This window comes from Fictibacillus sp. 23RED33 (genome assembly GCF_015903925.1).
Taxonomy (GTDB): domain Bacteria; phylum Bacillota; class Bacilli; order Bacillales; family Fictibacillaceae; genus Fictibacillus; species Fictibacillus phosphorivorans.
This window is the reverse complement of the sequence record NZ_JACZDX010000001.1, coordinates 583762-599223: the sequence shown is the minus strand read 5'-3', so window position 1 is coordinate 599223 and position 15462 is coordinate 583762. Positions and strand designations below refer to the sequence as shown.

Sequence of the window (15462 nt, the reverse complement as noted above, 5' to 3'; positions counted from 1 at the left end):
AATTTCTCTCCGTTTCTTATCTAAGAATTCTTTCTTTTGCAAGCCTCACTTTAAAGTTCCTCATCTTGCTTAGTGTTCCTTCATATTCAAAAATCCCTTGTTCAATCATATAAAGAATTCGGTTAAAGATAAACGCGTCACCAACATATTGTTCAATATGTACGATCACATCACCTACAAGACGTGAGCATTCTCTAAATTCTTCTCCATACTTCCACTCCAAACGTCTGGCCGAATTAATGATAAACGAATCCAGATGGTCAACAGAAACACTTGTAATTGCATTATCTTCCCAAAGTCTCAACACTTCTTCTGATACGGTCAATGCTTCCCACTCTCTAATTAGTTGAGTTTTATATTCCCGCGAGATCGGTTCGTAGCTATTCGTTTTCTCTAAAATGACTTTTAGATTTTCTGGAGATATCTCACTACTGTGCAAAGATGAATAGAAGATATCAGGAGGTTTGCAATATTTGTTAAAACTTTCACTAGCATTAATCACATGAATATTGTTTTCCCGACCTTCAAGTAACTTCAACACAAATCTCAAGCCGATTTGTTCCGGAGCATTTTCAGCTTTCCAAATTGTAATTCGTGCATCAGTGGGAATATCACAAATATCCTGAAGCCCTTGCCTAAAAGCTGCTTCATATTCATTTGTATAATAAGCTTCCATGTCCCCTTTTGCCATATTGTCTTTGAACCACTGCACTCGACCTACTAAACCCTTTTCATTTTCAAGTTCATGAATAGGGCCAATAGCAAAAAAATCAGGAAAACCAATTAGGCTGTACTGGCGTTTCACCTTACTAAGCATCCATTTAATTGCGCCAGCCGTAGATTCTCCAAACACTAGATGAACGTTCATCATTACAGCTCCCTAACATACATTCCATAATTGACCATCCAATAACTTCTATACTCTATCTGTAATACCCTCTTCAATTACCAAAATTTATCACTTTAAATAAGAAAAAGAGCTGAGTATGCTCAGCTCCTATAATCCTATTATTCTTTTGTCTCTGTTTCTTCTAATGTAAAGTCGTTGTCTTCCGCAAACTTCTCTAATTCGCTCTCACTCTTTTTCCCAGCTTTTTGTGCTTCTTCAAACTTTGTTTGAGATTTTTTATCTAATTCGGTGTCTTGTTTTTCAAATGCAGATAGACTTAACTTCATCCCTTCTGCATTAGACTGAATCGCTTTCACAAAATGATCTTGAGACGTTTTCAAGTCCTCTAATTTATCGGAGCTTATCCCTTCAGCTTCCTTTACAAGTGCTTCATACTTATCAATCGTTTTTTTCACTTGTTCCTTTGCATTAGGATCTTCAATCATCTTAGCAAAATCGGTTTGTGCTTGTTCAAATAACTTAGTTTCCTTATCAATGAGATTATTACGATCATCCAAATACGCATTAAAATCATCTTCAATCAACATGTTACAACCACCTAAAACCATCACACTTAAAGCTACAATCAAAACGATTAACTTTTTCATCTTTTCTTTTCACCTCATGAATAATTTTGGAGTCTATTTCTTGATACCCTAATCTCACAAGGTACTAAACCAAAGTTTTACATTTTTATAAAACTTTGGTCATGTGTTAATAGTTTGATAACTGACAATAGCTCTATCCAAAAATTCTAAGACTTCATTGCTAATGGGATATAAATTTAGTGAGTGTGATGAACCTTCGGATTTTCGAGCGTTCCAAAACTTTTCCTCTAATTCGGTGTCTCCCTGGAACATTTCATGAGATAAGAGTAAAACATCTGATGCAATTAATAGACCTTCTTCTGACGTTGGTTCACTATTGTTTCTTAAACAGATTTCTATTCTTTTTAAAATGTTCACCCATTTTGCAGTACTTGCATCCTCAAGCTTCGGTAAAGAAGATTGAAGCGTTTTTCTCTCGTTATCTGAAAAGAACTTTTCCCAGTTTTTATCCTTATCAGAAATCTTAACACCTTCATTTGTTTGGACGAGAGATAGGATATGTTCCCAATTCAACTCTCCCTCAATCTCTAGAATATGGAGAAGTGTATTTATCTTTTCAGACGCTGAATGAAATTGATCCAGCTGAGTCTGAACATCTTTCTTTTGTACCGTAAGAATATCTTTTATCGTAACTTCTCCTATTATTTTTTTTATCTCTGTTAAAGGTAGAGACAAAGATTTTAAGAGTGTAATCTTTTCTAATAGTTGCAGATTTTCTTTCGTATACATTCTTCTACCGCTATCACTCTTGATACTTGGTAAAAGCAGTCCAATTTGATCATAGTATCTGAGAGTCCTTACGGAAACGCCATATTGCTTTGAAACATCTCCTGTTGAAAATAAGCTCATTATTATTTCTCCTTTTTCTCTTGCAGGTTACGTTACGTCACCACTTACAATTAACATATTATAACAAGTTAATCAGGAGGAACAATTAGATGAAAGTGACTACAGAGAGAAAATGGAACAATCGCGAACTCATTCTGTTATTAGGTCTTTGTTTGGTTGGCGTACCCATTCTATTGGAGAATGTACTTTATGATCAGTTGCTTCAATGGCTGGATAGCACATTGTACGCGGGAACATTAACTGGTTTCTGCATGGCAATCGTATTTACTTCAGGTGTTTATTGGATCGCGTTAAAACCAAACAAGTTAGGATGGCGTGCAGTGGGTATTGCACCACTCACAAAAAAAATGTGGAAAACAATTGTTCTATGGACAATACTTCTTATACTCATTAGTATCGCAATTGTCGTAGTGATGGATGTCCTCACCATAGGAACAAATAATGCTAAGACAGACAGTTTAAAGGCTGATCTTACACCTTTTACATTCATGATAGGCTTTTTATCAGCAGCGGTTGTCTCCCCAATTTATGAAGAAATCTTTTACCGTGGTTTTTTGTATACATGGTTCAGACGATGGGGTGTTAAAAAGGCGATGATTTTAAGTTCGTTCATTTTCATGATCGTTCACATACCTACTTATAACACATTGCCGGTAAACTTTGCATCAGGTCTTGTCTTTTGCTGGGTATATGAAAAAACGGGTTCCATTATTCCAGCGATCATCATTCATGGAATTGTGAATGGAATCGGAATCTCGTTGTCTGTTTTAGGATAATTCCAAAAAATAAAACAAAAAAAGCGAAGATCCCCTAAGGTCTTCGCTTTCTTCATATTTCATATATAGCGTCTTTTATTTCGGATTCAAAGGCGTTAATTCAAATTCTGGCTTGCGCTTTTCTTGTTCAACTACAGACTGTTCTTTAAGCACGTATCGTGATACTGGCAAATCCAAAGGCTTTATCGTTTGCTGGTTATGATTGGTCATAGTAAGCATAACTTATCCCTCCTTACCAGGTTTTAACTTCTATTTACCCCGTATGTTATAGTAAGAAACCTTTTTCTACAAAAATAGTGCGACAGTCCTCATTATTTGTCTAAATCATGACTATAGGAGTAGAATACATACTATGATAAGCAACAGTACTGCCTACAGCGTGTGAAAGGATGAGTGATCTTGAAATTTGGAGTTATTGGAACGAATTGGATTACAGAGAGCTTTATTGCTGCCGCTAAAGAAGTTAAAGGTTTTACATTGAGCGCCGTTTATTCGCGTACAGAAGAAAAAGCGAAAGAATTTGCTGAGAAGAATGGTGCTGAACATACGTTTACAGATTTAGAAAAGATGGCAGCTAGTGATGTCATTGATGCGGTGTATATTGCTAGCCCGAACTCTTTCCATGCAGAGTATGCCATCACGCTCATGAACCATGGCAAGCATGTAATATGTGAAAAACCTATGGCATCGAATGCATGGGAAGTAGAAAAAATGATCGCTGTCGCAAAAGAGAACAACGTACTGCTGATGGAAGCTATGCGTTCGACCGTTACACCGAACTTTAAGAGCGTTCAAGAGAACCTGCATAAGATCGGTAAGATCCGCCGTTATTTTGCAAACTCCTGCCAGTATTCTTCCCGTTACGATAAATATAAAGAAGGCACAATCCTTAACGCTTTCAAACCTGAGTTCTCAAATGGATCGTTAATGGATATCGGAATTTATTGTTTGTATCCGATGGTCGTCCTTTTCGGAGAACCTGTAGATGTTAAAGCAAACGCCTACCTGCTTGAGTCTGGCGTCGATGGTGAAGGGAGTATACTCTTAAACTATGGCGAGAGTGAAGCCGTTGTGATGTACTCCAAGATCTCAAATTCATACGTACCTTCTGAAATTCAAGGAGAGAACGGAAGTATTTTGATCGATCATATACAAGACATGACAAAGATTGAAATCCGTTATCGTGATGGAAGTACAGAAGACATTACAGTAGAGCAGAATAAACCAAAGATGTATTACGAAGCAAAAGAATTTATCGAGCTGGTTGAACGTGGTGAACTTGAGTCTAAAGTGAACTCACATGCGAATTCACTTGCAGTAATGAAGATTATGGATGAGGCTAGAAGACAGATTGGTCTGGTTTACCCGGCTGACCAAATATAGCTATCGTAATAGAAGCTATAATTTACAATTTAGCTTAAGGGACAAGTAAGAAACTCCCATACTTATACTTTTATTAAAGAGCTCGGTCTAAAAAAACCGAGCTCTATTTTTAATTGTTATTCTCCTGAATTAAACAATTCTTATAATACTTCATAAAACCAATAAATATTAATATAGACCCAAGAATATTCGTCCCAACTCGAATGCTATGAATCAAGACAAACTCTTTAGCCGTTTCTTTTAGGAAAGCAATTGAATGTACTTCTGTTCCTTCAAGAAACATAATTCCGTTACGTGGCCATTCAAAAACAATCGAAATCGCACCTTCAATCACAATCATCAGCATGCTGCAAAAAATCCATACTCGAGCAGACTTCACTTTCCATCCCAAAATTAATGCTAAGATTCCCGTTATGATACTTGCCATACCAATTGGAGGGAAGTACGTGTGTGGGCTGGCTACTTCCATAAATTCCATAGCGGTTTCAAGTGATTTTGGTACATCATAAAATATATTAGGATATAACAAAAACGTATTTACGAGCATACTTCCTAACATGATCCACTGCACCCAAAGATGCGATAATATTGATACAAACGTGATGCTTTTCTTCATGAATGATAACCCCTTTTTGAATAATTTTTGTGTTCAATCCTCTTACTGGAGTCATCATACTGAGTAAAACTAAAGGGTTCCTTAGCTAATTCTTAAGAATTTATTAAATCACGAAAAAAAATGAAGGCTCGTGATTACCTTCATTTCTACATACCATTCTTAAATCTGTACCCGACTCCCCAAACGGTCTCGATATATTGTGGCTTGGCTGGATTTTCTTCTATTTTTTCTCTTAGCTTTCTTATGTGAACCGTTACCGTCGACATATCTCCCATCGATTCCAGTCCCCATATTTGGTCAAATAAGTGTTCTTTACTAAAGACGATATTTGGATTCATCGCTAAAAATTTCAGCAGATCGAATTCTTTCACTGCTAATTTCTTTTCATTCCCATCCACAAAAACCTGTCGGGAATTTAAAAGGATTTCCAGACCTTTAATGACGATGAAGTCCGGTTTCTCTTCAAGTTTGGTAAGGCGCTTGTAACGGGAGATGTGAGCCTTCACCCTCGCAACTAATTCATTGGTGTTAAAGGGCTTAACGATATAGTCATCTGCTCCGCGGTTAAAGCCACGCATTTTATCAATATCCGCTTTTCTTGCGGTTACCATCAAGATCGGAATCTCCAGCTTTTCACGCAACTGGCTGCAGAGTTCGAAACCATCTACACCTGGCAGCATCAAATCAAGCAAGATTAAATCATAAGAGCCTTTAAGAGCCATTCGTAACCCTTCATCTCCTGTTTCAGCTATATCACTCTCGATTCCGTTGAACTTCAGGTAGTCCTGCTCAAGCTTCGCGATGCTTGTTTCGTCTTCAATGATTAATACGTTTGGCATTGCTGTTCCCTACTTTTCGCTTTTTTTAAAGTGAAATAGATAGAAGTGCCTTTTCCTTCTTCACTTTCAACCCAAATCTCTCCACCATGTCCCTCAACGATTTTCTTTACGATCGCCAATCCTAAACCACTTCCACCCGTTGCTTTGTTCCGAGATGGATCTGCGCGGTAAAAGCTTTCAAAAATGCGAGGCAAAGATTCTTTCGGTATTCCTTTCCCATTATCCACAAATTTCACAGTGACCGCATCGGATTTAGATTGAAGGGAAACGGACATCTTTTTCTCTATTTTGTCACTATACTTCAAGCTATTTTGAATAATATTATCGATGATTCGACCTAAACTCAGCCGGTCCGCCATGACCGAATAGTTCTCACTCGGCTCTGATTGAAATGTGAATGCTACATCTTTAAAGGAAGGATCGTATTGAAGCTCCTCCAGATAATCCGCAAAATAGTTTTCCAAATGAACGGGTTCAAACTGGAATGGAAATTGTTCCAAATCTAACTTTGCATACAGAAACAGCTGATTGATCAGGTGATCCATATCATCGGCTTTTTGATAGGCGGTCTGTAAATACATTTGTTTCATCTCTGGATTATCCGCTATTCCATCTAATACCCCATTGATGTAACCTTTAATGGATGTGAGCGGCGTTTTCAAGTCATGTGAGATGCTCGCGACAAATTCTTTTCGATTGTTCTCGTACAGCTCACTTTCCTCTCTTGCTTTTTTTAACTGAATCCTCATGCTCTCGAATGTTTCAGATAGTTTTCCCAATTCATCTTTATTTACGGATACAATCTCATGATCTAAATTTCCATTGCTTATTTCTTCTGCAGCCTTTGTAAGAATAAGAATAGGCTTTAGTATCGTTTTTGAAACCATATAGGTAAGAATTCCGTTTGTAATAATCAGAATAAAAAGAAGTCCCATGAATCTTAGGGTCATAAACCATTGTGAGTCCTTTTTAACAGGTGTACCATTTATCCCCGAAAAAATTAGGGTTGAGATTATAAGTTCAAGCAATAGAAATAACACGATAGGAATAACGATCATAGCAACATTTGAAGCAATAAGACGTTTTTTAATAGACATGACTTCCTCCTGTTGATAAACGAACAGTACAAATAAATTTATATCACTCCTATTATATAACCAAAATATAAGAAATCATGAGTGATTCAATAAGAGATAAGGTTTTTGAAGGAAATATTGTCAATACGGAATCAAACCACGTGTAAAATATACAGTTTCCTTTTATACTATGGTAGAAATAAATCTAATGGAGGGATTATAATGTTGCACATTGAAATGTGGACAGACTTCGCTTGACCATTCTGCTATATTGGCAAAAAGCGTCTGGAGGACGCTATTAAAAAGATAAATCATCCTATTGAAGTAACGTATCGCTGCTTCGAACTGGATCCTACAATGGAACGTGACGTTAACGAAAACATCTATGAAAAATTATCTAAAAAATATGGCATGAGTATTGACGCCGCTAAAGCAAACACGCAAAACGTGATACAAATGGCAAAGGATTCCGGACTAGAGTATCACATGGATACGATGATTCTAACCAATACCTTTGATGCTCACCGTTTGACGATGCTTGCTAAAAAAGAAGGTAAGATGCAGGAGATGACAGAGCGCATTTTATATGCCTTTTTTACAGAATCCAAACATATTGGAGATCATGAAACATTAGCAAATCTTGCAGAAGATGTTGGTTTAAATAGAGAAGCTGTCAGACAGATGCTTTCAAGCGATAAGTTGTCTGATGAGGTTAGAGCTGATGAAGAAACAGCAAAAGCTTATGGAGTAACAGGTGTACCCTTCTATCTCATCGACAAAAAATATGCGCTTACTGGTGCACAGCCTACAGATGTTTTTGTACAAGCGTTGAACAAAATCATAGCTGAAAACAAAATCACGATACTAAACAATGAAGATGGAATGAGCTGCGACGATGATGGCTGTGAAATTCCTAAGAAATAGCAGAGCATTAGTATGGCAAATCGCATATTAGAAAAACGCAGAGGGATTAGTATCCTCTGCGTTTTTTTCACTAAAGCCATAATTCCTTAATTATATAAACCTCTTTAAATATTCACCGAATATTTTGTTCATAACTTTAGGAGTATTTTCTAAATAAACATTAATCTGTTCCTTGTTTGATACGAATTTATCTGAGTTTCTCTCATCTGTTGGAAAATCAGATATGCCTTTGATAATAATACATTCAACGTCATTCTTCTTACAGATATAAGCAATTGCACTCGCTTCTGTATCGGCGATTGTTATTTGATTTTCTTTAAGCTCTAAATAGTCCTTCCACATAACGACTGCTTTATCAGCTGTGCCAATTATTCCAGTGTTAAAATCATTTCCGTATTTCGATAAATCAATATCAACGATGAAGGATTGCTTAATAAAAGGTTCAACTTCTTTTACTGTACAATCATATTGAACGGCTTTATCGGGTACGAAGATATCTAAATTACTAAACGCATCGTCTATGCCTGCACATGTTCCAGCTACGATTACCTTCGTTAAGTTGAATTTTGAAATCATATACTGATTACCACCAACGCCATTTACTTTCCTTACACCTGTACGATAAAAAACAAGTTCGGAATCATTAATTATTCTCATGAAATACTCGCCATAAGGAAAGTCGAAGCGTTCATTCTTTTTTATGTGAAAATATTCTAAGGTCGCATCATATTCCCACTTTGTTGCTATACTTATTCCTATCATCAAACTTATCCCCTAAAACACTTAATATATAAAATTTTCTACATCTGAACCAAAATAAAGATTTATACGCTTCTCTCGACCTTCAATTCAAAATTAGGTTTTGTCACATATTCCTTATAGATTACTTTTCCTACATTGTTTAAATAATCACTATACCGAGTTAGATAGGCTTCTCCGGTTAACATGCCTAATACATCTTCTTTTGGCACCCAACGGCTATCCGTCGTTTCATCAGACACCCCTAGTTCCCCGCCAATCGGTTTACACACAAAATCAAACATCACTTTCGTTGGAACGTTCGTGACTCCGTCATGCCAAGTATATTGTGCCGTGTTCGAGTACACACCCGAGAGATATGAAACGGTAGTATCAATACCGCTCTCTTCCTTTATTTCACGAACCAATGCGTCGATTAAATTTTCTCCTGCTTCTACTTGTCCTCCAGGAAACACCCAGCCATTATGTATCGTTTTTACTAATAATACATTCCCTTTACCATCTTCCACATATCCTGCCACTGCCACAATATGAGTTGGCATTATCATCACTATGACCTCCAATAAATAGATTTCTATTACCCTATTTCATCATAGGTTCAATTAGAAGTTATTCCCATGATTTCGTGATGATAGGTCGATGATAAGACGGCCATATTTAATCATTTTTCAAAATCAACGCTTACATAAATGAATGAAAAAAGAAAAAACAAAGCTTCGATGATATTTGTAGCAAGTTTTATTGTGGGATTAAAAGAAAGATCAAATACGATATGCACTACACAATATAAGCCTGTAACAATGATTAGAACTAGCAGGACAGATTTGTTTATTATCGCCTTTAATTTTATTTTATTCACTTCCTTAGTAAACAACTTATCAATACCTGTACAACGCTTCATTTAAAAAGTCTTTCCGATAGCCGCTTTTCTGATGAATGACTTCTACCCAATGTTCAATTGAATCGGTTTGATCTCCCTTAATCAAGCCTTCACTCGTACTTAAAAAGCTTTCCCAATTGAAGAACTCCCAGTGTGCAGTCTCATCTTTATAAGGTACTCTACATTCAAAGAGAGGCTTTGGATATATGAGATTCTGCGAATATTCAGCTCCCCTTAAGAAGATATCAGTATCAATAGGTGTCAGATCAAATATTTGATTTGAAACTTTGCCATTTGGTCTATGATAAAGGATTTCAATCTGGTTTTGATTTCTAGACTGGACTTGGATTTCAGCCGCAGGAAAGAACCCTTTTAACTTTTCATTTGAAAAGTCTTTACTATTTGTTTCAACGAGGATGGGTTGCAGCCACTGATCACCTAGATCACACAAATAGCGGTTACCATTCTCATCTAATGCCACAACAGCTACATGTGCTTCATCGGAATGAAACTTTGAACCAATTGGATAGGCTTTGATTCTATCTTGTTTACATTCATCTAATAACCATAGTGCTAGATCAAAGCAGTTTCCCGTATTGCCGTATTGAATCCTATGCTCTTTCATCAACGAGACGTCTCTTTGTTTTTTTGCCGTTCCCTTATGGAAGTACCAAGCCTTCGTTAAGGTTTCCATAGGAAAAGAATCGAACTTCTTCCACGTTTCAAGAATATGATGTGTTGGATACACCTAACATCTCCCCTTACACTCATACTATATATTTACAATTAAGTATATCATCATCAATTAGCACCGTTAACATGTTAAGGAGGTTATGAATTGGAAAGCGTTATTTTTGTCAGTGAACTATTTTTATTTACCTCGTTTATACTTATTATCTTTCTAAGAAAACACACCACTAAAAACGTATGTACGACTCTATTCCTTTACCTAATCGGAGCACTCCCCCTTATTATTGCAGGTTTGACTAGTCCTCGGGATAATCTTAGTACACCTTTAGGACTCGGCCTTTCGTTGATTTACACATGGCTTGTCGTAGGGATCGCTATGCTTTACTGCATTGTATTATTGCTGAAAACAAAATAAGTGACCAAATAAAAAGAGCCCCCACATACTCGGAGCTCTTTCCCAGTTATAGCTTTGTAGTTCTGTAGCTTCCCAAAACTCGTACATCATGTCCGAAGGCTTCAAGTATCGTAATTGCTTTGTTCATTTTCTCTTCATGAAAACCATTTTGAGCTTCTACAAAAAAATGATACGTCCCAAGCTGCTTTTTCGTTGGTCTTGATTCAATCCACGTTAAGTTGATAGATAGCGCTGTAAATACGTTCAATATGGATGAAAGGACACCAGAATAATCTGATGTTGGTGAAATCAACAACATCGTTTTTGTGTTCTCGGGGTGAATTTCTTTATTCTCCTTGCTGATCACAACAAAACGCGTATGGTTATTGCTGTTGTCTTGAATCCCACTTTTAATAATCTCTAGATCAAAGACTTCGGCAGCATACTTGGATGCAATGGCGGCAACATCTTTTCTTTCTTGATTGTTAACAGCTTGTGCCGCTGCAGATGTGCTATCATAATGCTTGCTCTTTACTTTTGCTTCTCGAATAAAATCTCTACACTGCGCGAGAGCAGGAACGATTGACCATACTTCACGTATCTCTTCTAAATGAGCTCCTTTTAATGCCAAAAGGTGCAAGGAAACGGGAAAGATGATCTCAGCTTCTACAAAGAGATCATGTCTCAACAATCCGTCTGCCGTAATATTAATCGTGCCTTCAATTGAGTTTTCAATGGGTACGATCCCTTTATCTGCTATACCCTCTTCTACGGCTTCAAGTACATCTACAATAGAATCACATTTATGCCATTCATTCTCTTGATCTGCAAAATAACGAAAGGCAGCTTCTTCCGAGAAACTTCCCTGTGGACCTAAGTATGCAACTTTCATGAATTAGATAACGCCTGCCTTTAGTTTTTCATATCAGTATACAACGATTAAGGACGTACACCAACCTTTTTTCACTAAAAGATTTGCTTATTTAACTTCAACGACGATACAGCTGAATCTTTTTCCTCAATTTTCTTGTTTTTTGTACTGTTGTACAAGCCATTTTCACCCAAGAACCATATATTGAAACAGAGGGGAGGTGATTACTTGGCTAAATTTCTTGATTTAAGAACAAGTCAAAATGCAAGTTACTCTAACTCGATTGCCCAACCGATTACTGTAGCAGGTGCTCCCCAATTATTCGGAAGAATCGGTTTAGGTACGGTTGGAGCTGGCCCTAATATTAGGGTGCTCTTACAAGGTGCCGTTTCGCTGCAGCTGCCATTACTTCCTGCCGTCACTACGATAACGATTCAAGTCGTGCGGGGTACAAGCCCAAACTCTCCTCTAGTTTATTCTGCCAGTGAAAATATGGACTTAAATATTTTAGGACCACAGACTTTTGCATTTAACGCGCTTGATTTTAATCCTCCAGCGGATATTCAACAAACATATTCAGCTTATATTTCAGTAAGTTTAGTTGGCGTTGTCCGAGTAGGACCTGAAAGCTTCTCTGGGGTTGCGGTAAGCGATTAACAATATAGAAACAACCTTCTTTGTGAAGGTTGTTTTTTACAAGAATTATTGAAACAGAGAGGTGAACAAATGAGATTACAGGACATAAAGAAACCATACGATGCCGTAATCAGTCTTGGAAGTGAATGCGGTCCTGGTATACATCTTAGAAGACATTTCTTAAGAAAAGTAGCTTTCCCCTTTGATTGGGTTTGCTCGCATTCTTTAGCTGGAATCAATGAGCTTTTAAGGACCAGATTTAAGAGGTACATGAAGTTTAGAAATATGGAAAAGATTCATACTTACAAACCTGGTTATGTGCTAGATGATCAAGGTGTTACTACAGGTTCTCATTCTCACTTCATTAAGGATCATAAATATAACGTTATATCTGTACATGATTTCCCTATTATTCCAGAACAACATTGGATCTTAAATTATCTAAACTTTAGACGTACCATCAAACAACGAGTGCAGAGAATGTACGAATGGTTTAGAAAGAGCTCTTCTTTATTATTTATTAGATGGTCGGTTATTGATATCGATGAAGAGCAACTGAAAAAAGAAACTGCTGAATTAGAGATGGTATTATCCACATGTGTAAAAGGTGATTTTAACATTCTAATGATTTATCCTACAGACAAGGTAGGACAACTAACAGAAGTAAATTGGGGTATGAAGCATGTGTGTGTCATTTATGTACCTGTAAAAATAGATCCCATTACACATAATGATACTTGGGACCTTTTATTAAATGGCATTTCAATAAAATATTAATTCTACAATATGGGTGTGCAAGTTTATTCTAACGCTATCCAGGTTTTTCTTAATATATTTATAAATTCTAATAAAAAGTTTACAGCAGAAGGTTTCCTAGCTAGTCATCATGTGCTACGCTCTTATTTAGGATAATATAACTAGATTAGGATGTTTTTAAAGATGTGTGATGACCAAATAGCAATAAAGATTATAAAAAAATTAGGTCTATTGTTTGAAGAATATAAATGCTGTAAATGTGAAAAACACAAACAAAAGTTAGTACGCGATATTCAGCTTTTGGGTGAAAAACTAGAAGAAATTTAAGACTGTTCTATGAATGAAGCTTAACATTTATACATGTTGAGCTTCTTGTCTTTTTAAAGCAAAAAAGCCGTCCAAAATCTGGACGGCTTTTTAAGTTACTCGTTTGTTTCACTTTTAGGTTTTTCTTCTTCTTTGATGTTGTAATCATATTTAGAAGGATCAACTGGCTTGAATCCTTTTACTTTATGGAATCGAAGCAAGTCACCGTAAACGGTTCGGTCAGATAGATCCAACTTCGTCTCTGCTTCTTTTTCGATCGCTTTAATTTCTTTTGTTTCCTTAACAGACTCACCGGATTTAGAGTCGTAATATTTGCCATCAATTCCGGTTACAGTAGGTGAAACAAAATCACCATTACGCAACGGAAGGACTTGGTCATGATTCTTAGATAACAGATCCGTACCGAATTGAATATATTCTTTTGTATCCATTCCTAACAAGTGCATAAGCGTTGGACGAATGTCGATCTGTCCTCCGACTTTATCAATAGTCCCACCTTTTAATCCTGGTGCATGAATGAATAATGGCACCTTTTGAAGTTGTGTGTTCTCAAAAGGAGTGATCTCTTTTCCGAGTACTTTTGCCATTGATTTATTACGCGTCTCAGCGATTCCATAATGGTCACCATACATAACGACCATTGTATTATCGTATAGTCCAGCCTCTTTTAAGTCAGTAAAGAACTGTTGAAGAGCTTCGTCCATATATCTTGCCGTTTGGAAATAACGGTCCACCGTTCCATCTCCTGTTGTATGAGGCTCAATCGTTGCTTCCTCTTCTGTGATCGGATAAGGGAAATGGTTTGATAAAGTAATGAATTTAGAATAGAACGGCTGCTTTAACGATTTGAGCATCGGCATAGATTCTTCAAAGAACGGTTTATCTTTAAGACCATAGTTCTCTACATCTTCCTCGTTCATATCGTAATGTTCTGCATCAAAGAACTTTTGATAACCAAAGCGCTTATAGATCACATCGCGATTCCAGAAGGACTTGTAGTTACCATGGAATACGGCTGTCGAATAGCCTTGTTGCTCCATAATGGCTGGTGCCGCTTGATAAGTGTTTTCGCCTTTTGTTGTAAACGCTGTTCCTTGTGGTAATCCATATAACGAGTTCTCAATCATAAACTCAGCATCAGCTGTTTTACCTTGTGATGTTTGATGATAAAAATTGTTAAAATACAACGTGTTTTTATCTTGTGTTAACGAGTTTAAGAAAGGTGTTACTTCTTGTCCGTTCAATTTGTAATTGATCGCAAAATTCTGTAAAGACTCTAAGTGCAGATAGATGACGTTCATGCCTTTTGCTTTTCCGAAATATTCCGGATTAGGTTCAGCATAATTAGCCTTCACATAGTTCTCCACTTCTGTAACATCATCTGTATCAGCAAGTGCACGCTGAGCGGAAGATTTTGAGCTTAGGACCGCGTCATAGAGCGTGTAGTTATACATTCCTAAATATTTCACGATATAGTTTCGGTCAAACGTTCTAGTCAACAACTGCGGGCGATCCATTTCCGCTAACAATAAGTTTGCAGATAATGCAATGACTGCAGCTAGACCAACCGTTAAGATACTTTTACGTTTTACTCTGATTGGTTCTGGATTAATTTTCTTTGTTAAGACTAATACTAATAATACAACGATATCTAGAAAAAACAGGACGTCATACGGATTGAACAGAGCTCCTATACTATTTCCGATTGTTCCTGCATTTTTTGTCTGCGTTAATGTTGGCAGCGTGATAAAGTCAGTGAAAAAGCGGTAATAAAGCATATTTGCAAATAACATTAGAGTCATTGCTGTATTGATGATAATCATCCAAACGTATGATTTTCTTCCCTTTGCAAATAAGGCAAAGCCTACAAATAAGAGTGCCGATCCAATTGGATTGATAAACAAGATGAATTCTTGAAATCCACCTTCAACTCCCAAATTAAATTCCGTTTTATAAGCGGCATAAGATTTTATCCAAACTAAAACAACTGTAAGCAGGAAAAATCCCATATGTTTGTTTAATAATTGTTTTTGGTTAATCATTCTATCACCTCTGAAGTTTCAGTAACCAATCTATCATTCTATTTTATTTTTAGATCTTTATCAATTACTTTCGCGGAAAACAATATAAAAGATAGTACACCTTATTAACTAAAAAGTCAACGAAACATACCTTCCTCTATTTCCATG

The 15462-nt window shown here is 36.7% G+C and carries 17 protein-coding genes; 5 read left to right on the top strand and 12 right to left on the bottom strand.

Annotation, left to right across the window (positions count from 1 at the left end):
- Positions 1-16: 16 nt before the first annotated feature.
- The 3 genes from IHV09_RS03160 to IHV09_RS03150 form a co-directional block, all read right to left on the bottom strand.
- Positions 17-868 carry a DUF1835 domain-containing protein gene (locus tag IHV09_RS03160; protein WP_197263601.1) on the bottom strand — a complete coding sequence of 284 codons (852 nt, stop codon included), beginning with the start codon at positions 866-868 and terminating at the stop codon, positions 17-19.
- A gap of 140 nt (positions 869-1008) precedes the next feature.
- Positions 1009-1497: a hypothetical protein gene (locus tag IHV09_RS03155; protein WP_197263600.1), complete on the bottom strand. Its 489-nt coding sequence runs from the start codon at positions 1495-1497 to the stop codon at positions 1009-1011.
- Positions 1498-1596: 99 nt separating this feature from the next.
- On the bottom strand, positions 1597-2346 hold the full coding sequence (locus IHV09_RS03150; RefSeq protein ID WP_197263599.1) for a MerR family transcriptional regulator: 750 nt from the start codon (positions 2344-2346) through the stop codon (positions 1597-1599).
- A gap of 89 nt (positions 2347-2435) precedes the next feature.
- Here IHV09_RS03150 and IHV09_RS03145 point away from each other — a divergent pair, with 89 nt between their 5' ends.
- Positions 2436-3122 (top strand): CPBP family intramembrane glutamic endopeptidase, encoded by a 687-nt coding sequence (locus tag IHV09_RS03145; protein ID WP_197263598.1) that lies wholly within the window; start codon positions 2436-2438, stop codon positions 3120-3122.
- A gap of 75 nt (positions 3123-3197) precedes the next feature.
- On the opposite strand, the gene IHV09_RS03140 is transcribed toward IHV09_RS03145, so the two are convergent.
- The gene (locus IHV09_RS03140; protein ID WP_197127283.1) at positions 3198-3341 is read right to left on the bottom strand and encodes a hypothetical protein; all 144 of its coding nucleotides are present in this window, start codon (positions 3339-3341) and stop codon (positions 3198-3200) included.
- 177 nt (positions 3342-3518) lie between these two features.
- On the opposite strand from IHV09_RS03140, the gene IHV09_RS03135 reads away from it, so the two are divergent.
- Positions 3519-4505, top strand: a complete 987-nt coding sequence (locus IHV09_RS03135) for a Gfo/Idh/MocA family protein (RefSeq protein WP_197264129.1) — start codon at positions 3519-3521, stop codon at positions 4503-4505.
- 109 nt (positions 4506-4614) lie between these two features.
- Here IHV09_RS03135 and IHV09_RS03130 read toward each other — a convergent pair whose 3' ends face one another.
- The 3 genes from IHV09_RS03130 to IHV09_RS03120 form a co-directional block, all read right to left on the bottom strand.
- Positions 4615-5121, bottom strand: a complete 507-nt coding sequence (locus IHV09_RS03130) for a hypothetical protein (RefSeq protein WP_197263597.1) — start codon at positions 5119-5121, stop codon at positions 4615-4617.
- A gap of 146 nt (positions 5122-5267) precedes the next feature.
- On the bottom strand, positions 5268-5960 hold the full coding sequence (locus IHV09_RS03125) for a response regulator transcription factor (protein ID WP_197263596.1): 693 nt from the start codon (positions 5958-5960) through the stop codon (positions 5268-5270).
- Positions 5945-7057, bottom strand: a complete 1113-nt coding sequence (locus IHV09_RS03120; RefSeq protein WP_197263595.1) for a sensor histidine kinase — start codon at positions 7055-7057, stop codon at positions 5945-5947. Before IHV09_RS03120 ends, IHV09_RS03125 begins: the two co-directional genes overlap by 16 nt.
- Positions 7058-7306: 249 nt before the next feature.
- On the opposite strand from IHV09_RS03120, the gene IHV09_RS03115 reads away from it, so the two are divergent.
- On the top strand, positions 7307-7960 hold the full coding sequence (locus IHV09_RS03115; RefSeq protein ID WP_312035203.1) for a DsbA family oxidoreductase: 654 nt from the start codon (positions 7307-7309) through the stop codon (positions 7958-7960).
- A gap of 90 nt (positions 7961-8050) precedes the next feature.
- Here the strand turns inward: IHV09_RS03115 and IHV09_RS03110 are convergent, their stop codons facing one another.
- The 4 genes from IHV09_RS03110 to pheA all read right to left on the bottom strand — a co-directional run bounded on the left by IHV09_RS03110 (position 8051) and on the right by pheA (position 11575).
- Positions 8051-8722: a permease gene (locus IHV09_RS03110; RefSeq protein ID WP_197263594.1), complete on the bottom strand. Its 672-nt coding sequence runs from the start codon at positions 8720-8722 to the stop codon at positions 8051-8053.
- Between the two features lie 62 nt (positions 8723-8784).
- Positions 8785-9267: an NUDIX hydrolase gene (locus IHV09_RS03105; protein WP_197127281.1), complete on the bottom strand. Its 483-nt coding sequence runs from the start codon at positions 9265-9267 to the stop codon at positions 8785-8787.
- 330 nt (positions 9268-9597) lie between these two features.
- Complete coding sequence (locus IHV09_RS03100) at positions 9598-10347, bottom strand: hypothetical protein (protein ID WP_370568920.1); 750 nt, start codon at positions 10345-10347, stop codon at positions 9598-9600.
- A 403-nt stretch (positions 10348-10750) separates the two neighbouring features.
- On the bottom strand, positions 10751-11575 hold the full coding sequence (pheA, locus tag IHV09_RS03095) for a prephenate dehydratase (protein WP_197194748.1): 825 nt from the start codon (positions 11573-11575) through the stop codon (positions 10751-10753).
- Between the two features lie 207 nt (positions 11576-11782).
- On the opposite strand from pheA, the gene IHV09_RS03090 reads away from it, so the two are divergent.
- Together IHV09_RS03090 and IHV09_RS03085 are read left to right on the top strand one after the other, a co-directional pair.
- Entirely contained in the window at positions 11783-12211 is a 429-nt protein-coding gene (locus tag IHV09_RS03090) for a hypothetical protein (RefSeq protein ID WP_137790116.1), read from the top strand.
- 69 nt (positions 12212-12280) lie between these two features.
- On the top strand, positions 12281-12967 hold the full coding sequence (locus IHV09_RS03085; RefSeq protein ID WP_197263593.1) for a DUF1796 family putative cysteine peptidase: 687 nt from the start codon (positions 12281-12283) through the stop codon (positions 12965-12967).
- 401 nt (positions 12968-13368) lie between these two features.
- On the opposite strand, the gene IHV09_RS03080 is transcribed toward IHV09_RS03085, so the two are convergent.
- Positions 13369-15315 (bottom strand): LTA synthase family protein, encoded by a 1947-nt coding sequence (locus tag IHV09_RS03080; RefSeq protein ID WP_197263592.1) that lies wholly within the window; start codon positions 15313-15315, stop codon positions 13369-13371.
- Positions 15316-15462: the final 147 nt, after the last annotated feature.